This is a genomic window from Hyphomicrobium sp. (assembly GCF_035687085.1).
Classification (GTDB): domain Bacteria; phylum Pseudomonadota; class Alphaproteobacteria; order Rhizobiales; family Hyphomicrobiaceae; genus Hyphomicrobium_B.
Genome location: NZ_DASRYS010000017.1, coordinates 1 through 16,892, shown reverse-complemented (window position 1 = coordinate 16,892; position 16,892 = coordinate 1). Strand labels below are relative to the sequence as shown.

Below are 16,892 nucleotides of genomic sequence, written 5' to 3'. Positions count from 1 at the left end.
CAGCAAAGCGGCGGGAGCTCGAAGAGAGGGGTGCGCGGCTCGCTCAGGCACTCGCCTGCAGGGCGGATGAGCAGATTTGCTGGCAGCGGCTGATAATGGCGTCGACCTCGCCCACCGGAACGGGCGGACTGAAATAGAAGCCTTGGGCCTCTTCGCAGCCGGCTTTGGCGACCATCGCGAGCTGTTCGGCCGTTTCGATACCTTCGGCGACCGTCCCCATACGCAGCCTTTTGGCGAGTTCGGCGATGGATTGCACGATCGCGGCCGCGTCGCGCTCATTGCGCGTGCCGAAGTCGCGCACGAACGAGCGATCGATCTTGAGCTTGTCGAAGGGGAAGCTGCGCAGATAGCTCAGCGAGCCGTAGGCGGTGCCGAAGTCATCGAGCAGGATTTTCACGCCGAGGGCGCGTAGCCGGTGGAGCAGATCGTGTGTTTTGGGATGATCCCGCAGTAAAACGGATTCCGTGATCTCGAGTTCGAGCCGGCCAAAAGGTAAGCCAGACTGCGCAATTGCGCCGGCCACCGCGCCATACAGGTCGCCCCGCTCAAACTGCACCGAAGAGAGATTGACCGTCACCTTGATATCGGATGGCCATTGCGCTGCGTCCTTGCACGCCCGCTCGAGCGCCCACCTGCCGATCTCGACGATCCAGCCACTTTCTTCGGCGAAGGGGATGAAATCGCCGGGCGGAACCAAGCCGCGTTCGGGATGGCGCCAGCGTATCAGCGCCTCAAAGCTGCAGACGCGATGCAAAGCGATATCGACGATGGGCTGATAGTGAAGCTCGAACTGCTTCTTCTTCACCGCGACGCGCATATCGGCCTCGAGGTTCGTTGCCCGTCCGCTCGCGTAGTCGCGCTGCGGGTCGAAGATCTCGTAGCCGCCGCGCCCGGAGGTCTTGGCGCGGTGGAGCGCAAAATCGGCGTTCTTCAGAATTTCATCGGCGTTCGTGCCGTGCTCGGGGGCGCAGGCTATGCTCAAGCTGCCGGTTACATAGACCTTGCGTCCGAGCACCCGCTGTTCGGCTGCGATGGCTGCGAGTACCCGCTGGGCCCAACGCTCCACCTGCTCTTGCTCGTTCACGCCGAACCTTATCAGCGCGAACTCGTCACCACCGACGCGGGCCAGGACATCAGATTTTCTCAGAACTTTGGATAAACGCTTCGCCACGCTCTTCAGCAAGGCATCGCCGACCGGCTGGCCGAAGGTATCGTTCACGCTCCTGAAGTCATCGAGATCGACCAATAGGACGGAGAGCTTCGCGCCGCCTGCAAGAGCACTTTGAAGCTCATCGCGGAAATAGGCACGATTATAGAGTTCGGTCAGCTGATCATGGCGTTCGAGCCAAGCGACTTCCTGCTCCGCCTGCCGCCCCTCGGTAATATCTTCCTGAATGTCGACCCATCCGCCGTCCGGTAGAGGCTGGGTGGTGAGAAGGATGATCCGGCCGTTCTTCAGATATCGCGTTTCGGAGAAAGCTTTCCCCTCAGCCAGCGCGCCGAGATGTTCGTTCACCCATGTTTGCTGGAGGTCCAGATCGCCTTTCTCGTCGAGCCCTCCTTCCACCGACGCATGGTAGGCGACGAGGTCGGCAAACGGGGTTCCGGGTCTCGTCAACGTGTCGGGGAGATCGAAGATCTGCCGGCAGAGATTATTGCAGAACACAAGCCGCCGCTCCTTGTCGAACATGGCAAGGCCGTGAACCGTGCTGTGGAGTGCTCGCTCGAAAAGAGCTCTTGGCGGGGCAATTTGCTTCTTTCCAGAGCTGTAAGTTCTGGGTGCATTAGGCTTCGTAGAACGTCCGCCGGGCTTCATTGTCGTCTTTCAGGGAAATCGCGTCGCCGCATCAATCCGTACACAAATGGAATGAAAATTTTGCGCATGTTCTGTTTGCGTGGCGCGAGCGGCTACTGGCTAGTTTGCCAGTCACATGGCGGCCTAATGCTTATGCTCGGGCTCAAGGATTTGAAGGCCGCCGGATGCTCATCACCGGCAATAGGTCCGCTCGAATGAACTTGATTGCGAACTCGATGGCCGTTAACTCACGGCGATCCCTTCTGCTCCGGTCAACCCAATCAAAACCGCGTGTCCCATCACGCCAGCATTCGTGCGAGACAGAACTTGCGACACTCTCCGTCCGGCCAAGCCTCCAACGTTCCCTCGATCCTGACGAACGGCGGGCCGCTCCTCTCCCGTTACGACGTGATTTTTTGCGATGTCTGGGGCGTCGTCCACGACGGGCACACAGCGTTCGAAGGAGCTTGTGAGGCGCTCGAGAAATTTCGCGCGCGCGGCGGCACGGTGATCCTCGTCACCAATGCGCCGGTTCCCAAGCAGCGCGTCGCCGATATGCTCGCTGCGCGTCATGTCCCGCAAAGCGCCTGGGACGACATCGTATCTTCCGGCGATCTTGCTCTTCAGCACGTGGCGGCGCGCGGTTTCCAGGCCATCCACTCAATCGGTCCGCAGGATCGCGATCAGGCGTTCTTCTCCGCGCTTGCCGCCCGCAGCGTTCCGCTGGACGAGGCGGAGGCAATCGTCTGCACTGGCCTCAATGACGACCGGCACGAGAAGCCGGACCACTACCGGCCGCTGCTCGAGAGGGCTCTGGAAAGGCGCGTGCCGTTCGTGTGCGCTAATCCCGATCTCGTCGTAGACGTCGGCGGAACGCTTCTGTATTGCGCGGGCGCCATCGCGGATCTCTACCTCCACATGGGGGGCCCGGTTTTCTGGGCGGGCAAACCTCACCTCAATACTTATGAGACCGCGCACCAGAAGGCCGAGGCGCTGCGGAACGCCAACGTCGAGCGCAGCAAGGTGCTCGTGATTGGCGACGCGCTGAGAACGGACCTCAAAGGGGCCCAAAACTACGGCTGCGACGCGCTATTTATCGCGTCCGGCATTCACCGGCACGAGACCGTGGATGGCATAGACCTGTCGGCGGCGAAGCTGTCCGATTTGTTCAAACCCGGTTCGCCGCCGGCTGTTGGCGCAATGCTGGAGCTTATGTGGTAGCGCTCCTTGCGTTCTAGTCGGCCTTCGGAGCTGTGTTTTCCTTTTGAGCCGTGTCCGCCTGCGGTGCTGCTTCGGGCTTCGCTTCGGTCTTGGTCAAGGGCAACGGCGGCGGCGGCTCGCTTTTCGGGCGCTTGGGCGTTGGACCGTCAGAGAAGCTGTTGAACACGACGTCGGGCGAGGTCGTGTTGTGCTGCGACGGCACGAGCCTGCCGATCCAGATGTCGGAGGCGCGGGCATGGTCGAACTTCATGATGCTGTCTTCGCGCCAGCCTTTGGCGCCGTGCTCGCGGACGGCGATGCGCGCTGCGTCGTTGTTGAACTCGGTGATGTACATCGACCGCAGCATCGCGAACGGGCCGCCAGCTATTCCCTGATCGAAGACGACGTCGAGTGCCTGCTTGTTGGCGTCCACGCTCACCATGCGCACCGAAGCCTCGCCGCCTTTCTCGAAGGCCAGACGGAACGTGCGGGTTTCGGGCTCGAAGACAACTTCCTTGATTTTGGCGATCGGACGGCCGTCATTCTCGATCGGACCGACGATGAAAGAAGAGCCGTAGGCGGTATTGCGCATGTTCGACGGCGTCAATGGACGCGCGCGCCAGTAGCCGTCCTGAGGGTAGAGAACGAGAACTTCTTCGGCGCCATCTTCGCGTTTCACCCAAACCTGAAGCAGGTGAAGGCCCTTCTCGACACGGTCCCCGACCCGCACCGTCGCCGTCGCGGGGCGCCAGAACGAAGGATAGGTAAAGCCGACGATCCACAGCTTGTTGTCTTCGTAGAGCGTCACGTTCTTGGGCGGCGTCGGCGGGGCGTAGCTCGGATCGGATGCCATATCGCAGGCCGTCCAGTCCGCTTCGACGTTCGCGCGCATGCTCGCCGAGAGATAGACAGGGTGCGCGGCCTCGATGCGGAATGCGCGGACGGCCTTGTTGGAGAGCGAGATGGCAACATTGTCCTTCTCGGCGCAGAGAACCGGCTCGCTTTCGTTCATGACATCGACGGCGAGACCATCCAACGACGCAGCATGTGCTGGCACAATCGCGGACCCCAGCAGCAACAGCGCAGCGGCCATTAGACGAACGTTCAAGGGCATTCGGTACTCCAATTCGATTGGTCGGATATGCGGGTCTAGCGCGGGCCGGTCACAGCGTAAATGTCGCCAGAGTTCGCATCATGCGGCAGCTGGCTCAGGTATCCCGCCATTTCTTTGTCAGGCAGCCAGTGGTCGAAGGCCAATGTCTGTGCTTCTCCCAGCGCGAAGTTGAAGCGATATGGACCTAGCGAGGAGAGGTGGTCGAAACACGCCATGGCAACGTCGCGTGCGATTGTGGTCCACTCGAAGGAAAGCGCCTTCAAGGGTGCGGAAAGACCGCGCAGCACCTCGTCTTCGAAGCCTTCCACGTCGATTTTGACGAACGCCGGCACACCATAACGCGCGATCAATCCATCGAGCGTAACGACCTCGATTTCAATCTGCTCGTTCCAGGCCTGGCCTTCCCAGCCTTTGGCGTCTTCTGCCTGCCGAACGAAGTCTTGCGAGAGGGTGGAAACGGTCGGGTTCGCTGTGTTGACGAAAAGCCGGCATGTTCCGGCTTCCGCGCCCACGGCCCGGTCGAGGATCTCGACCAGAGCATCGCGGCCATGGATGTGGTTGAGCGCAGAGAAGAGCAGGGGCTGGGGTTCAATCGCGACCACGCGTGCGCCGAGGCGGCGGAACGACGATACCCGGTCGCCGACATGCGCGCCGACGTCAAAAACGAGATCACCCGGCTCGATGAAATGACGGTAAAGCGCGTCCATGGCTGCGCGCGGGGCGGCAGGTCCGTGATAGAGGCGCAGTGACCGGAAAACACCTTGCAACGCCGGGGACACCATCCCATTAGTTCCTTGCCTGCATGGCCCGGATTTCAGCCGGCGGCGCGAAGTCCTCCGGAATTCCTGCAATGCCATGGCGGCGGAAGAAGCGGCCGACGGCGGGGCTTGCAGTGAAAACCACGAAGGGGATTGCCAGCACGTAGCCTGCGGTTAACGGCAGGCTCCAAAGTGCTGCTGCGGGTGAAACGAGCGCAATCGCAACGTAGAGCCATAGGCCAAAGAGGAATTGCGGCCAAAGCCACCGCACTGCGTCGCTCCATGCTACGCCCTCGCCGTCGCGGCGCTGGCCGTTCCACACGACGCCTTTGCCAAAAAGGAGGCCGAGCATGAAGATCGAGGTGCGGATCGTCACCACCGCACCCAGGATGAGCGAGAACACGATTTCGATGATCGCGCTCGATGCAAACCTCAGCCCGCCCCCAAAGCGGCTGACTTCACCTGGCGTCAGAACGGCGTCAATGATGCCGGCGAGCTTGGGGGCGAGATGCATGAGGAGAAGGGCTCCATACATGATCTCGACGGCGTGCCAGGGGAAATCGGTCTCGGCTTGCGCTTGCCACATCGCCAGGGGAAGTAGTGCCGCGAGCAGGGTCCAGGCGGGGGCGCCGATGAACATCAGGACCGACCAGAACAACTGAAACCGGCTGACCGGTTCGATGCCTCGCATCCCCAGCAATTGCAGGTACTGCATGTTGCCCTGACACCAGCGCGCGTCACGGCGCATGAACTCGAGCGCATCGGGAGGATTGTCTTCGTAGGAGCCCGTCTCGACGGGCAGCACGCGAACCTCGAAACCCGCTTTGCGCATGAGAACGGCTTCGACTTGATCATGCGATAGAATGGGGCCGGTTTTGCTCAACCCGTCGACAGCGCAATGCCGCAGATACGGTTCGATACGCACGAGCGCGTTGTGCCCCCAGAACGGGCCGCAATCGCCCACCCACCATGCCTGGCCCATCGTGTACGTTCGCATGCCGAGGCGCATGCCGAACTGGAACATGCGCGCGAACGCCGAAGAAGACGGCGTTCCGACAACGAGGCTTTGCAGAATTCCGATCCTAGGATTCTTTTCCATGATGCGTACGAGCGCGACGATCGCCTTGCCCGTCATCAGGCTATCGGCGTCGAGCGGCAGCATGAATTCGTAATCGGCGCCCCAGCGCCGGGCGAACTCCCGGATGTTGCCGGCCTTGAAGCCGGAGTTGTCTTTCCGGCGCCGGTAAATGATGCGACCGGAATCGGTATCGGACTGCTGCCAGGCGGCAATCTCCTCCTCTTCCTTCAGGAGAAGGTCCGGCTGTTCGCTGTCACTCAAGACGAAGTACGTGAAGTGCTTGCCCTGGCCCGTCTGGTCGAGACTTGCTTTCACCGTCTTCAGCCGAGCCAAGGCGCGCGCGGGGTCTTCATTGCGCAACGTCATCAGGACCGCCGTTTTGGCAGACAGGGGCGACGTGTCGCCCGCGGCGGCGTGGAAGACTTTCTCGGCCTGAGCCTTCCCCTTCTTCCCATGAAGCTGCCAAAGGCCAATGACAGCATTCCAGAAGCCCAGAACCGGCCATGGTGCGCCCAGCGCTAAACACAGCGTCATGCAGGTGCTCAGAAGTGTCCACCCGCCTGTCGAGAAGATCGACACGGCGACGGCTACGATAAGAGCCCATGTCGCAACATTGAGAAACAGGACAAGGCGGCGCCGCTTCGTCAGCCGGGCTATTGCGTCCACGCCTTCCGGAGTCGTAAGGCTTTTAGCCTCGACGACGATCATTCTTTTGAGGTCCGAGACCCGCTCGTGCTCGGCACCAATCGTCATTACGGACCCGTCCTTCACAATGAGTGACCCGCAGAGCAGATTCGACCCAAGTCCCCAACCCTTAAGGCGCAGCCAGGGCCAGATCGTGGTTGCTCGGGGCCTCTGGTACGTCCAGCCTGGCGTCGCGGAAGTGAGGCCTGAACGCCTCTCCCCGCCATCCCCCGGGGAAGCACGCATCGCCGCGGAGTATTCTGCGATCAGCCGCGGCACAGAACGCATGGTTGCGCTCGGCCAGATCCCCCAAAGCGAATGGCCGCGCATGCGAGCGCCGTTGCAAGCTGGAGATTTCTCCTTCCCCGTCAAATACGGCTATTCCGCGACTGGGCGCGTGACCGCCGGGTCCGATCAATACATCGGTAAGCGCGTATTCGTGTTGCATCCGCATCAGGATTATTTTCACGCGCCTGAACCGCTGCTGACAATTCTGCCGGACAACGTGCCCTCGCGGCGCGCGGTCCTTGCGGCAAACATGGAAACAGCGCTCAACGCCCATTGGGATGCGGGCACGACGCTGGGAGATCGTGTTCTCATCGTGGGCGCGGGCATCGTGGGTTTGCTTGTCGCCCATCTGGCGCTCCGGATCGCGGGCACCGACGTCACCGTCACGGACATCAACCCGGCGCGGGCGAAGTACGCGGAGATGCTCGGCGTCCAATTCGTGTCGCCGGCAAATGTTCCGGCCGACAACCGCATCGTCTTTCATGCGAGCGCGACCAGCGCGGGGCTTGAGACGGCGATCAACGCGTGCGCATTCGAAGCAAGCGTCGTCGAAATGAGCTGGTATGGCGTTAACCCGGTGACGGTAAATCTCGGCGGGGCGTTCCATAGCCGGCGCCTCAAGATTATCTCTTCCCAGGTTGGGCACGTGGCTCCCAGTCATCGTCACCAGCTCAAGCACAAGGATCGCATGGAGCGCGCGATTGCCATGCTCGACGACGAGCGTCTAGATGGTCTTGTGGCCGATGCCGTCGACTTCGCCGATCTGCCGTCCAAACTACCGCAGATCTGGGCATCGCCCGATCTGCCGCCCATCGTTCGCTATTAATCCATAGGTTGAATCCCCCATGTACTCCGTCGAAGTTCGCGACCGCATCATGATTGCCCATTCGCTGCCCGATCCGTTCTTCGGGCCGGCGCAAAACATGCACGGCGCCACCTTCGTCGTCGACGTCGCCTTCTTCCGCGAAAAGCTGACCGAGCAGAATGTCGTCGTCGATATCGGGGCGGCACTGAGCGTGCTTAGCGCCACGCTGAAGCCCCTCGCCTACCAAAACCTCGACGTTCTGCCGCAATTCAAGGGCACGCTCACGACGACGGAATTTCTCTGCAAGTATGTCTTCGATGCCATTGCCGAGGCGGCAACGTCGGGTGCGCTTGGAGAGGACGGAAAGACGCTTGCGAAGATCCGCGTGACCCTGTCGGAGACCGATCTCGCGCGCGCCAGCTTCGAGGGGCCCATCGGTGGCTGAAGCAGCCTTCGCAATTCCCGGAGATTTGAAAGCGACGACCGGCGGCTATGCCTATGACCGGCGTGTCATCGAGCTGTTGCCCGCATTCGGCGTGCCCGTGTCCGTTCTTCCCTTGCCCGGCTCGTTTCCAAATCCGGACATGAAAGACGTGGAGGAAACGCGGCGCGTGCTCGAGAAACGGGATGCGAATTCCGTGCTTCTCGTCGATGGTCTGGCCTTTGGCGCGTTTCCTGACGCGCTGCTCGGCGCGCTTCGCGGACGCGTCATCGGCCTCGTCCATCATCCGCTTTTTCTGGAAACGGGACTGCCGCATGCACGTAAGGTGGAGCTGAAAGTCAGCGAAGAGCATGCCCTGGCGCGTGCCAACCACGTCATCGTCACGAGCCGCGCTACCAAGCGCATCCTGACGGAGCACTTGGCCGTCCCCGCTGACAAGATCACCATCGCAGAACCCGGAACCGATCCGGCGCAACGGGCGACGGGCACGGGGGCCCCCTTGCAGATCCTTGCCGTCGGTGCCGTGCTGCCGCGCAAAGGGTACGATCTGCTCGTCGAGGCGCTGGCGCCGCTCAAAGATCTCGATTGGCGGTTGACGATCGCCGGGGCGCTCGACCGTCATCCGCAAGCCGTCGATGCCGTTCGTGCTGCGATTGCGCGGCATGGGCTGGAGGACCGCGTCACACTTGCAGGCAAGGTCGTGCCGGCGACGCTCGATCGATTTTACGATTGCGCGGATCTCTTCGTCTCCGCATCCCTCTTTGAAGGATACGGAATGGTTCTCGCCGAAGCGATGGCGCGCGGCTTGCCGATCGTGCTCGCGGCCGGTGGCGCGGCCGCCGACACGGCAGGGGAATCTGCGGCACTGCACGTCGAAGCAGGCAACGTCGCCGAACTCACGTCGGCACTGCAGAAGGCGTTGACCGACAAGAAGCTGCGTGACCGGCTCGCGGATGCCGCCTGGGAAGCGGGCCGGACATTGCCGACGTGGCACGAGACGGCGCGGCGCATCGCTGCCGTCATTTTAGGACTGCGGCCGTGAGCGATTTTTCCCCGGAATGGCTCGACCTGCGCGAGAGTGCAGATGCGCGCGCGCGCAACCACGACATCGCCAGTGCGGTCGCTGCCCGGTTCGCGCTGAGATCCGAACTGAGCGTGCTCGATCTCGGTGCGGGTACCGGCGCCAACCTCCGGGCCACGTCCCCTCTCCTGCCCCAGCGGCAGTTTTGGACACTCGCCGATCGCGACCCAACGCTGTTGGAAGCCGGCAAGGCAAAGCTCATCCAGTGGGCCGATCGCCATGAGGCCGATGGCGAAGTGCTTGTTCTCATCAAGGGCAATCAGCGCATCACTGTCCGCTTTCGCGTTGCCGATCTCGCACGCGAAACGCAGGCGCTTCTCGATGAGAAGCCGCAGCTTGTGACGGCATCGGCTTTCTTCGACCTGACGTCGGAAGATTACATCCGGATGCTGGCGAAAGCCGTGACCGAGGCTAAAGCTGCGTTCTACGCCACGCTCACTTACAACGGCCTGCAGAAGTGGACGCCGCACCGTCCGGCCGACAACCAGATCACCGCGGCTTTTCACCGTCACCAGATGCGCGACAAAGGTTTTGGTCCCGCGGCTGGACCACTTGCGGCATCCGAACTCATCGATCAGTTCCGCATCAACGGCAACGTGGTTCTGGACGGCGAGAGCCCATGGCGGCTCGAGCGTGGCGACCGCATGCTGATCCACGAGTTGATCCGTGGCCACGCGGTGGCCGTGTCAGAAATCGGCGGCGTTGACGAGAAGGTCATCGTCAACTGGGTGAACGTCTCACGGACAGGCGCCTTCGTCGGGCATACGGACGTCTTCGCAGTGCCGTCGTAAAGACACGGCACTCTTTACGTCATACCGACCGTTTGGGGATCATCCGCTCGACGACCCGATCCTTACGCACAAACCGGTGATAGAAAGCCGCCGCGATATGGATGAGCGCGAACACGAGGAGCAGAATTGCTCCCGTCTCGTGCCATTCGAAGATTTCCTTCGCCCTGTCTTCGTTCTTGACCGTGATGGCGGGCAAGTGAATGCCGAAGACCTCGAGATAGTCGCCGTAGGAAATCGCCGTGTAGCCCAGAACCGGAACGGCGATCAGCAAGACGTAGAGCGTCCAGTGCACGAAATGGCTGGCACCGGTCAGCGCCGGTGGCACGGAGGGATCGGGGCGCGGCACGCCCTGCCTGAAGCGGTAGAGCAGCCGCAGGATGACGAACAGCAAAATCGTCAGTCCAATGATTTTATGCGAGCTGTAGAGATTTCCGGTCACCGCGTCCCAGACGCCTTTGACCGGCTCGCCCTTTTCGTTGACTCCCGGCATCTCGTTACCGCGATAGGTCATGTACAGACCAAGCGGCAACTGGATGATGACGAGCAACGCGATCCACCAGTGCAGACCGCGGGCTATGGGCTTGTACGCCTGGACGTCGTACTGGGCATGCTGATCCATGGACTAGCCTCGCCGCTGATGCCTCAGATCACAATCGATCAGCACATCGCCGCCGTCAAGAACGTGCACGGAAGTTTGAGGCCGGATCGCCTCACTGACACTGCCGATCGGGTTCAGCAACAGACCGGGAATGCCAGAGCCCAATATCAGGGGGGCAAGAAGGATGTGCAGTCTGTCGACGAGCCCGGCGTTCATGAAGTGCGAGATCGTGGTGCCTCCGCCCTCTACCAGGATCTTCTTCAAGCCGCGCTTGAAGAGCGCTTCCAGTATACTGGCTGGTTCAATTCGTGGGGCGCATGTTTCAAGCGGGATGCCTTCGGCACCTTTGGGCATAGGCTCTTGCCGGCTCGTCAGGACGAGGCAATCGCTGGTGCCTGTCGCGAGGCAGCGCGCCGAGGCAGGAAGCCGGCCGTTTGGATCGACGATGACGCGGACGGGCTGCGGTCCATCAACGCGGCGAACGGTCAGCTGCGGATCGTCAGCAAGGATCGTTCCTATTCCGACAAGGACAGCATCGACGTTGGCCCGCAGCCTGTGCAGATGATCGAGGGCGGCCGCGCCATTGATGCCGGCTGAGTCCCCGCTAACGGTTGCTATTCGGCCGTCTAACGATTGGCCGAGCTGAGCGACGACATACGGCCGATCGGAGGGCGCCGCAATGATGGGATCGAAAATCGATCGCAAGGACGATTCATTACCAATTTTGCTAGATGTCATTAGAGCCCGGAATGATATAAGCCGCCCGAATGACCGGGCCGCCGATTGATGGAACCTGGGGCCGTTTCGGGATTCGCTTTACGTTTACAGGCATCCGGTTTCTCAACCTTTCATAGCATCCGAACATGAACACGAAGCCGCTCGGCCTCATTGAAATCTACAGGCGCGCGCTCGCTCTTCTTGCTCCCGAGAAGTATCTCGCCATGGCCCTCGCGGCAGCCGGCGTGGTGATTGCGGTTACGCAACTTGCGGAGCCTATTTTATTCGGACGCGTTGTGGACGCGCTGAGCAAAGGCGAGAGCGCATTCTTCTACATCGGGCTATGGGCACTTCTTGGGCTCTTCGGAATATTCGCAGGTGTCATTGTCGGCATAAACGCCGACCGTCTGGCGCATCGCCAGAAGCTCGCGCATCTGGCCAGCATCTTCGAGAAAACGATTGCACTGCCACAAAGTTCACACGCCTCGCGTGGGTCGGGCGCAACCATCCGGACGATCCTGTCGGGAACGAGCGCGCTGTTCTGGCTTTGGCTCGGCGTGATGCGCGAGCAGCTAGCCGTCGTCTTCGGCATCATTCTGCTGGTGCCAACGGCGTTCGCGATGGACGCCAGGATGGCCGCCATTCTGCTGACGCTGGCTGCCGCCTACACCCTGATGCACGTCATCGTGGTGCGGCGCACGGCCGTCGGGCAAGCGGCTGTTGAAGCGCACGAGAGCGCGCTTTCGAGCCGCGTCGTCGATGTCATCGGCAACGTGACGGTCGTGCAAAGCTATGCGCGGCTCAAGGCCGAAGCGGATGCTCTTCGCGGACTGGCCAACGACTTGCTTACCGCCCAATATCCCGTGCTGACGTGGTGGGGCGTTCTCACCGTGTTGCAGCGTTCGGCGGCAACGCTCACGATGGTCATCATATTCATGGCAGGCGCGGTGCTCGCCGGGCGGGGCGAACTGACCGTCGGCCAGATCGTCAGCTTCGTGGCGTTCGCGGCTCTTTTGATTTCGAAACTCGATGCGCTTTCCGGGTTTGCCGTGCGGATCGACCAGCAAGCGCCGACGATTACTGCACTGTTCAAGCTCATGGACGAGGCCGGAGCGCCGGCCGATGCGCCGGGCGCCAAGCCGCTTCGCACGGTCGAGGGCGCCGTTACTTTCGATGACGTAACATTCCGTTACGAAGGCGGATTGCAGGGCATTAGCGATGTCTCCTTCTCCGCCCGGGCTGGCGAGACAACGGCGCTGGTCGGGCCCACCGGGTCGGGCAAGTCAACAACGATCGGCTTGCTGCAAAGGTTCTTGAAGCCAAAGTCTGGACGCATCCTGATCGACGGCCAGGATATTTCCGGCGTCACGCTGCAGTCGCTCAGAAATTCGATTGCGGTCGTGTTCCAAGATGCGGGCCTCTTCAACCGGTCGATCGGTGAGAACATTCGCATCGGCAAACCGGATGCGACGGACGCCGAGGTGGAGCACGCCAGCCGGCTGGCGGAGGCGCACGATTTCATCATGCGCAAGCCCGGCGGCTATGACTTCGTGATCGGCGAACGCGGCGCGGCCTTGTCGGGCGGCGAGCGTCAGCGCATCGCAATTGCGCGCGCAATTTTGAAGGATGCGCCGATCCTCATCCTCGATGAAGCAACAAGCGCGCTCGATTCAGAGACGGAGGCCAAGATCAAGCGGGCGCTCGATACGCTGCGTGCCGGGCGCACGACGTTCGTCATCGCGCACCGGCTATCGACGGTTGCTGACGCCGATCAGATCTTCGTGCTCGAGCAGGGAAGGATCGTCGAGAGCGGCCAGTTTGCCGAACTCGCAGAGGGCGGCGGACTTTTCTCGCGTCTGGTCGCGGAAGGCGGCTTCACGGTTCCGAAAACGACGGAGAAGCCACGGGAGCCCGCAGTCTAGAGTTTGTGCGCCATGCGTGCGCGCTTGGTCGCCAGATAGCGCTCGTTGAACTTGTTCGGGACGATGACGATGGGCAAACGCTCGACGACGCGGATCCCCAGAGCCTTGAGCGCCAGCTCCTTCGCCGGATTGTTCGACAGGAGCTTGATCTCAGTCATGCCGAGATCATTCAACACGCGCGCGGTCAGCGCGTAATCGCGGCTGTCGATGGGTGCGCCGACCTCGATGTTGGCTTCGACCGTATCGAGGCCCTGATCCTGCAGCGCGTAGGCCTGGATCTTCTTGAAGAGGCCGATGCCACGGCCTTCGTGATGGGGCACATAAACGATCGCGCCGTAGGCTGAATCGGTGACGATCTGCAGAGCTTCCTGAAGTTGCTGATAGCAATCGCAACGCAGTGAATGGAAAATGTCCCCCGTCACGCAGCCGGAATGAACGCGCACGACAGGCGTGGGCAAGGAACCGTTGATCTTCGCAGGATCGCGGTGGACGAGAGCCAGGATCTGTTCGTGTTCGGTGGCGCCGCGATACGCATGGGCTTCGAGCGTCAGCTCCCGCCCTTTAAATTCTATCGGAAGAATGGTTTCCACCGACCAGTCAGCTGGCAGTTTCACAGACGTCAAGGTACCCGACTTCATTGTTACCGTGGCTCCCGGGAGCTCGAAAAGGCATATGCCTCATTTGCCGTGAGAAGGCAAAGTCTCGTACCCTTTACATCTTTCCGTGGCGCCAGCTTGTTCCTGCGGGAACAGCCAGACCGAACATTATTGCCGATAGCGTTACTTGGGCGTACTTGCCGAAAGATTTAGATGGTCAGGATGACGCGGACGCGGTTAACGAGCGGCTGCGCTTGGCCTGCAGAGATTTTCAGCTTCGCATCAGTCTGGCGATTTCGATTTTGGGGCAGCGGTCCATGACGACGGTGAAGCCGGCGGCGCGGGCGGTCGCGGCGGCCTCCTCGTTGATCACGCCGAGTTGCATCCAAATAATGCTAGCGCCCGTCTTTTCCTTAGCCGCTATGGCCTCTTCGACGATCTCGGGGAGCGCATCGGAGGTGCGGAAGACGTCGACAACATCGATCGGTGCAGGCACGTCGGCGAGCGCCGCATAGACCGGTTCGTCGTGAATGGATTGACCTGCAATGCCGGGGTTGACGGGCCGGACCGCATATCCCTCGTCCATGAGGAAGCGCGAGACATAATTGCTTGGGCGTTCTGGTTTCGGCGACGCGCCGATGACGGCGAAGGTTTTCACTCGCTTCAGTATATCACGAATGTCGTGGTCGCTCAGTCCGTCGATGCTCATGCTACGGCCTCGGGAAGCGTTATGCGGCCACTCGCGTCGAGCGGCATGAAGGGATTGTAGGCGATTTCCCAAAGGTGACCGTCGGGATCGGCGAAGTAACCGGAATAGCCTCCCCAGAAGGCTTTCTGACCCGGCTTGATAAGTTTTCCGCCCGCCGAGACGGCTTCGCTCAGGACCTGATCGACCTCTGCTTGCGAGTTCACGTTGTGCGCCAGTGAAACGCCGGAGAAGCCGGACTCGCGTGGTTCAACGCCAGCATCTTTCGCCAGGGCTTCGCGTCCGAAGAGCGAGAGCACGATCCCGCCGAGGTCGAAGAAGGCAACCTCGTCTTGGCTTGCGCTCGATGCGCGAAAGCCCAGCGCCTCGTAGAATGCGCGAGACCTCGCGACGTTCTTGACACCGAGCGTGACGAGCGAGAGCCGCTGCTGCACTTCACTTGTCCTTCCATTCGGGCTTGCGCTTCTCGATGAACGCACAGATGCCCTCGTTGGCATCGGCGGCCATCATATTTTTCACCATCACCTCGCTGGCATAAGCGTAGGCCTCTTCGAGCGGCATCTCGGCTTGCCGGTAGAAGGCCTGCTTGCCAATCGCGACAGTTGATTTGGATTTGGCGGCGATGGTGCGCGCCATGCCGAGCGCTTCAGCCATGACATCGCCCCGCGAAACCACGCGATTGACGAGACCGTAGGCCAGCGCATCGGCCGCCGAAATTGGCTCTCCCAGCAGCAACATTTCCATCGCTTGCTTGCGCGCCACGTTCCGAGACAGCGCGACCATCGGCGTTGAGCAGAAAAGCCCGATGTTCACGCCCGGCGTTGCGAAATCCGCGGTGTCCGCTGCGACGGCCAAGTCGCACGTCGCCACCAGTTGGCAGCCTGCCGCCGTCGCGCGGCCCTCCACGGCCGCGATGACCGGCTTCGGACAGGCGACGATGGCGCGCATCATGGCCGAGCACGCCGTCATCGTTTCGCGGAAGAAGGCTTCGCCGCCGTCGGCATCGGCGCGGTGCGCCGTCAATTCCTTCAGGTCGTGACCCGACGAGAAGACATTGCCGGCGGCACCTAGGACGATGGCGCCGACGTTCTTTTCCTGTCCAAGCCGCTCGATCTCCTCGTGCAGCTGCTTGAGTAGATCACGCGACAGCGCATTGCGCGCCTCCGGCCGGTTCAACGTCAGGCGAACAACGCCCGCCTCGACCGGCTCACTCAGGAGCGATTGCTGTGTCAGAGGCGAAAGATCCTGCATTGAAGAACCTGCCACTCCCCGGCGCCCGCTCAGTTGCGAGGCTTGCGCGTTCTACTGGAGCGCCTTCTCGATCTCCGCGCGGTGCGCCTTCACCAGTTCAACGTTCTCTTTATACTGGAGCTTCGGCGTCGTGCTGATTGCCTCGTTCAGCTCGTCGAGAAGCTGCTTCTTATCCGCTTCCGGAATGCTCGCGTCCTTCTGAACGTCGTCGCGCTCCTTCTTTAGCGCATCGACGGGGTCGACGAAATTGCCTGTCGTGGCGTCGAGGCCGGCCATGACGATCGAGATGTTGGCCGCCACGTCGTCGAGTTCAGCGAAGTTCTTGAAGCCGTGCTTGGTGGCGATGCCTTCGAGTTCGGTCTGAAGAGCCGGATCGGGCTTGTCGCCGGCTGCCTGAATTTTCGATGCGATGGACGCCAGATCGTTCTGGGCGGCTATGAAGCGCGTGACCTGGTCGTCGGTCAGCTTGATCTGCTTCACGTCGTCGGCGCCAGTCGCGTCCGGTGCGCCTTGCTCGGCTGGCGTCCCTGGTGGTGCGGCTGCTTCCTGTGCCGAAGCCATCGCGATCATCGCGCAGAGCCCAAGTCCGCCGATAAGAACGCGCGCCGCCGTCCGCGCCAAAGAGACCGCCATCATCTTGCTCCGGTTTTACGCTCGCTGCCCGCGAGCGTGAGTTAACGTTCGAACCTGATACGCCGACTAAGACGACAATAAGAAGAGAAAGACCCCGGCTGTTCCGAATTTCGGGCGGATGCCCTCAGGAAGCCCCTCACTGCTCGATCTATCGCATGCTCGATTTATCGCCAATGAACAAGCGTGGGGGTCGAGGAAGGCTACCTTTCCGGCGGTAACAAAATACCACATTGCGGTATTATTTTACCGTTTAAAGTAAGCTATTGATATTGCTAGGCCTTTCTCCTGCCAGTAAATTCTCCTTGCAACGCTGCGGTGATTTCGAGTATGCACGCGGCTTCTCGGAATGCAGCGCGCAGTGGACGATTGAAGCGTGCGCAGCCATCCGCCAAGGAGCTTCAACATAATGTCTACCTATGTCGCCAAGCCGGCC

17 protein-coding genes are annotated in these 16,892 nt (G+C 61.3%); 6 read left to right on the top strand and 11 right to left on the bottom strand.

From position 1 onward, the window contains the following. Positions 1–43: 43 nt before the first annotated feature. The gene (locus VFG26_RS14505) at positions 44–1,816 is read right to left on the bottom strand and encodes a sensor domain-containing protein (protein WP_325026549.1); all 1,773 of its coding nucleotides are present in this window, start codon (positions 1,814–1,816) and stop codon (positions 44–46) included. 306 nt (positions 1,817–2,122) lie between these two features. Between VFG26_RS14505 and VFG26_RS14500 the strand changes: the two genes are divergently transcribed. After that, entirely contained in the window at positions 2,123–3,016 is an 894-nt protein-coding gene (locus VFG26_RS14500; protein WP_325026547.1) for a TIGR01459 family HAD-type hydrolase, read from the top strand. A gap of 13 nt (positions 3,017–3,029) precedes the next feature. Here VFG26_RS14500 and VFG26_RS14495 read toward each other — a convergent pair whose 3' ends face one another. From VFG26_RS14495 to mdoH, 3 genes are read right to left on the bottom strand one after another with little or no spacing between them, the layout of a single operon-like run. After that, positions 3,030–4,109, bottom strand: a complete 1,080-nt coding sequence (locus VFG26_RS14495; RefSeq protein WP_325026545.1) for a hypothetical protein — start codon at positions 4,107–4,109, stop codon at positions 3,030–3,032. Between the two features lie 35 nt (positions 4,110–4,144). Next, positions 4,145–4,891, bottom strand: a complete 747-nt coding sequence (locus VFG26_RS14490; protein WP_325026543.1) for an FkbM family methyltransferase — start codon at positions 4,889–4,891, stop codon at positions 4,145–4,147. A gap of 4 nt (positions 4,892–4,895) precedes the next feature. Next, complete coding sequence (mdoH, locus tag VFG26_RS14485) at positions 4,896–6,698, bottom strand: glucans biosynthesis glucosyltransferase MdoH (protein WP_325026541.1); 1,803 nt, start codon at positions 6,696–6,698, stop codon at positions 4,896–4,898. Positions 6,699–6,783: 85 nt separating this feature from the next. Here mdoH and VFG26_RS14480 point away from each other — a divergent pair, with 85 nt between their 5' ends. The 4 genes from VFG26_RS14480 to VFG26_RS14465 are packed head-to-tail and all read left to right on the top strand — an operon-like array spanning position 6,784 to position 10,036. After that, the gene (locus VFG26_RS14480; protein WP_325026539.1) at positions 6,784–7,743 is read left to right on the top strand and encodes a zinc-binding alcohol dehydrogenase; all 960 of its coding nucleotides are present in this window, start codon (positions 6,784–6,786) and stop codon (positions 7,741–7,743) included. A gap of 19 nt (positions 7,744–7,762) precedes the next feature. Beyond that, positions 7,763–8,167: a 6-carboxytetrahydropterin synthase gene (locus VFG26_RS14475; RefSeq protein WP_325026537.1), complete on the top strand. Its 405-nt coding sequence runs from the start codon at positions 7,763–7,765 to the stop codon at positions 8,165–8,167. Continuing rightward, the gene (locus tag VFG26_RS14470) at positions 8,160–9,206 is read left to right on the top strand and encodes a glycosyltransferase family 4 protein (RefSeq protein WP_325026535.1); all 1,047 of its coding nucleotides are present in this window, start codon (positions 8,160–8,162) and stop codon (positions 9,204–9,206) included. Before VFG26_RS14475 ends, VFG26_RS14470 begins: the two co-directional genes overlap by 8 nt. Next, positions 9,203–10,036, top strand: coding sequence for a class I SAM-dependent methyltransferase (locus tag VFG26_RS14465; protein WP_325026533.1), 834 nt, complete (start codon positions 9,203–9,205; stop codon positions 10,034–10,036). Before VFG26_RS14470 ends, VFG26_RS14465 begins: the two co-directional genes overlap by 4 nt. Positions 10,037–10,055: 19 nt before the next feature. On the opposite strand, the gene VFG26_RS14460 is transcribed toward VFG26_RS14465, so the two are convergent. Further along, on the bottom strand, positions 10,056–10,655 hold the full coding sequence (locus tag VFG26_RS14460) for a cytochrome b (protein WP_325026531.1): 600 nt from the start codon (positions 10,653–10,655) through the stop codon (positions 10,056–10,058). 3 nt (positions 10,656–10,658) lie between these two features. After that, complete coding sequence (locus tag VFG26_RS14455) at positions 10,659–11,372, bottom strand: RibD family protein (protein ID WP_325026528.1); 714 nt, start codon at positions 11,370–11,372, stop codon at positions 10,659–10,661. 125 nt (positions 11,373–11,497) lie between these two features. Between VFG26_RS14455 and VFG26_RS14450 the strand changes: the two genes are divergently transcribed. Then, entirely contained in the window at positions 11,498–13,273 is a 1,776-nt protein-coding gene (locus VFG26_RS14450; RefSeq protein WP_325026526.1) for a glucan ABC transporter ATP-binding protein/ permease, read from the top strand. On the opposite strand, the gene VFG26_RS14445 is transcribed toward VFG26_RS14450, so the two are convergent. From VFG26_RS14445 to VFG26_RS14425, 5 genes are all read right to left on the bottom strand, one after another. Beyond that, positions 13,270–13,911 (bottom strand): GTP cyclohydrolase II, encoded by a 642-nt coding sequence (locus tag VFG26_RS14445; RefSeq protein ID WP_325026524.1) that lies wholly within the window; start codon positions 13,909–13,911, stop codon positions 13,270–13,272. The genes VFG26_RS14450 and VFG26_RS14445 overlap by 4 nt on opposite strands. Before the next feature lie 229 nt (positions 13,912–14,140). After that, positions 14,141–14,578, bottom strand: a complete 438-nt coding sequence (locus tag VFG26_RS14440) for a CoA-binding protein (RefSeq protein ID WP_325026522.1) — start codon at positions 14,576–14,578, stop codon at positions 14,141–14,143. After that, positions 14,575–15,009: a VOC family protein gene (locus VFG26_RS14435; RefSeq protein ID WP_325026521.1), complete on the bottom strand. Its 435-nt coding sequence runs from the start codon at positions 15,007–15,009 to the stop codon at positions 14,575–14,577. Before VFG26_RS14435 ends, VFG26_RS14440 begins: the two co-directional genes overlap by 4 nt. A 1-nt stretch (position 15,010) precedes the next feature. Beyond that, on the bottom strand, positions 15,011–15,826 hold the full coding sequence (locus VFG26_RS14430; RefSeq protein WP_325026519.1) for an enoyl-CoA hydratase: 816 nt from the start codon (positions 15,824–15,826) through the stop codon (positions 15,011–15,013). A 51-nt stretch (positions 15,827–15,877) separates the two neighbouring features. Then, complete coding sequence (locus VFG26_RS14425; RefSeq protein WP_325026517.1) at positions 15,878–16,459, bottom strand: hypothetical protein; 582 nt, start codon at positions 16,457–16,459, stop codon at positions 15,878–15,880. Positions 16,460–16,892 lie beyond the last annotated feature (433 nt).

Coding starts and splice junctions, on each gene's coding strand:
- VFG26_RS14430 (WP_325026519.1), bottom strand. CDS start 15,826: ATGCAGGATCTTTCGCCTCTGACACAGCAATCGCTCCTGAGTGAGCCG.
- VFG26_RS14490 (WP_325026543.1), bottom strand. CDS start 4,891: ATGGTGTCCCCGGCGTTGCAAGGTGTTTTCCGGTCACTGCGCCTCTAT.
- VFG26_RS14455 (WP_325026528.1), bottom strand. CDS start 11,372: ATGACATCTAGCAAAATTGGTAATGAATCGTCCTTGCGATCGATTTTC.
- VFG26_RS14440 (WP_325026522.1), bottom strand. CDS start 14,578: ATGAGCATCGACGGACTGAGCGACCACGACATTCGTGATATACTGAAG.
- VFG26_RS14450 (WP_325026526.1), top strand. CDS start 11,498: ATGAACACGAAGCCGCTCGGCCTCATTGAAATCTACAGGCGCGCGCTC.
- VFG26_RS14445 (WP_325026524.1), bottom strand. CDS start 13,911: ATGAAGTCGGGTACCTTGACGTCTGTGAAACTGCCAGCTGACTGGTCG.
- VFG26_RS14505 (WP_325026549.1), bottom strand. CDS start 1,816: ATGAAGCCCGGCGGACGTTCTACGAAGCCTAATGCACCCAGAACTTAC.
- VFG26_RS14495 (WP_325026545.1), bottom strand. CDS start 4,109: ATGCCCTTGAACGTTCGTCTAATGGCCGCTGCGCTGTTGCTGCTGGGG.
- VFG26_RS14460 (WP_325026531.1), bottom strand. CDS start 10,655: ATGGATCAGCATGCCCAGTACGACGTCCAGGCGTACAAGCCCATAGCC.
- VFG26_RS14475 (WP_325026537.1), top strand. CDS start 7,763: ATGTACTCCGTCGAAGTTCGCGACCGCATCATGATTGCCCATTCGCTG.
- mdoH (WP_325026541.1), bottom strand. CDS start 6,698: ATGACGATTGGTGCCGAGCACGAGCGGGTCTCGGACCTCAAAAGAATG.
- VFG26_RS14425 (WP_325026517.1), bottom strand. CDS start 16,459: ATGGCGGTCTCTTTGGCGCGGACGGCGGCGCGCGTTCTTATCGGCGGA.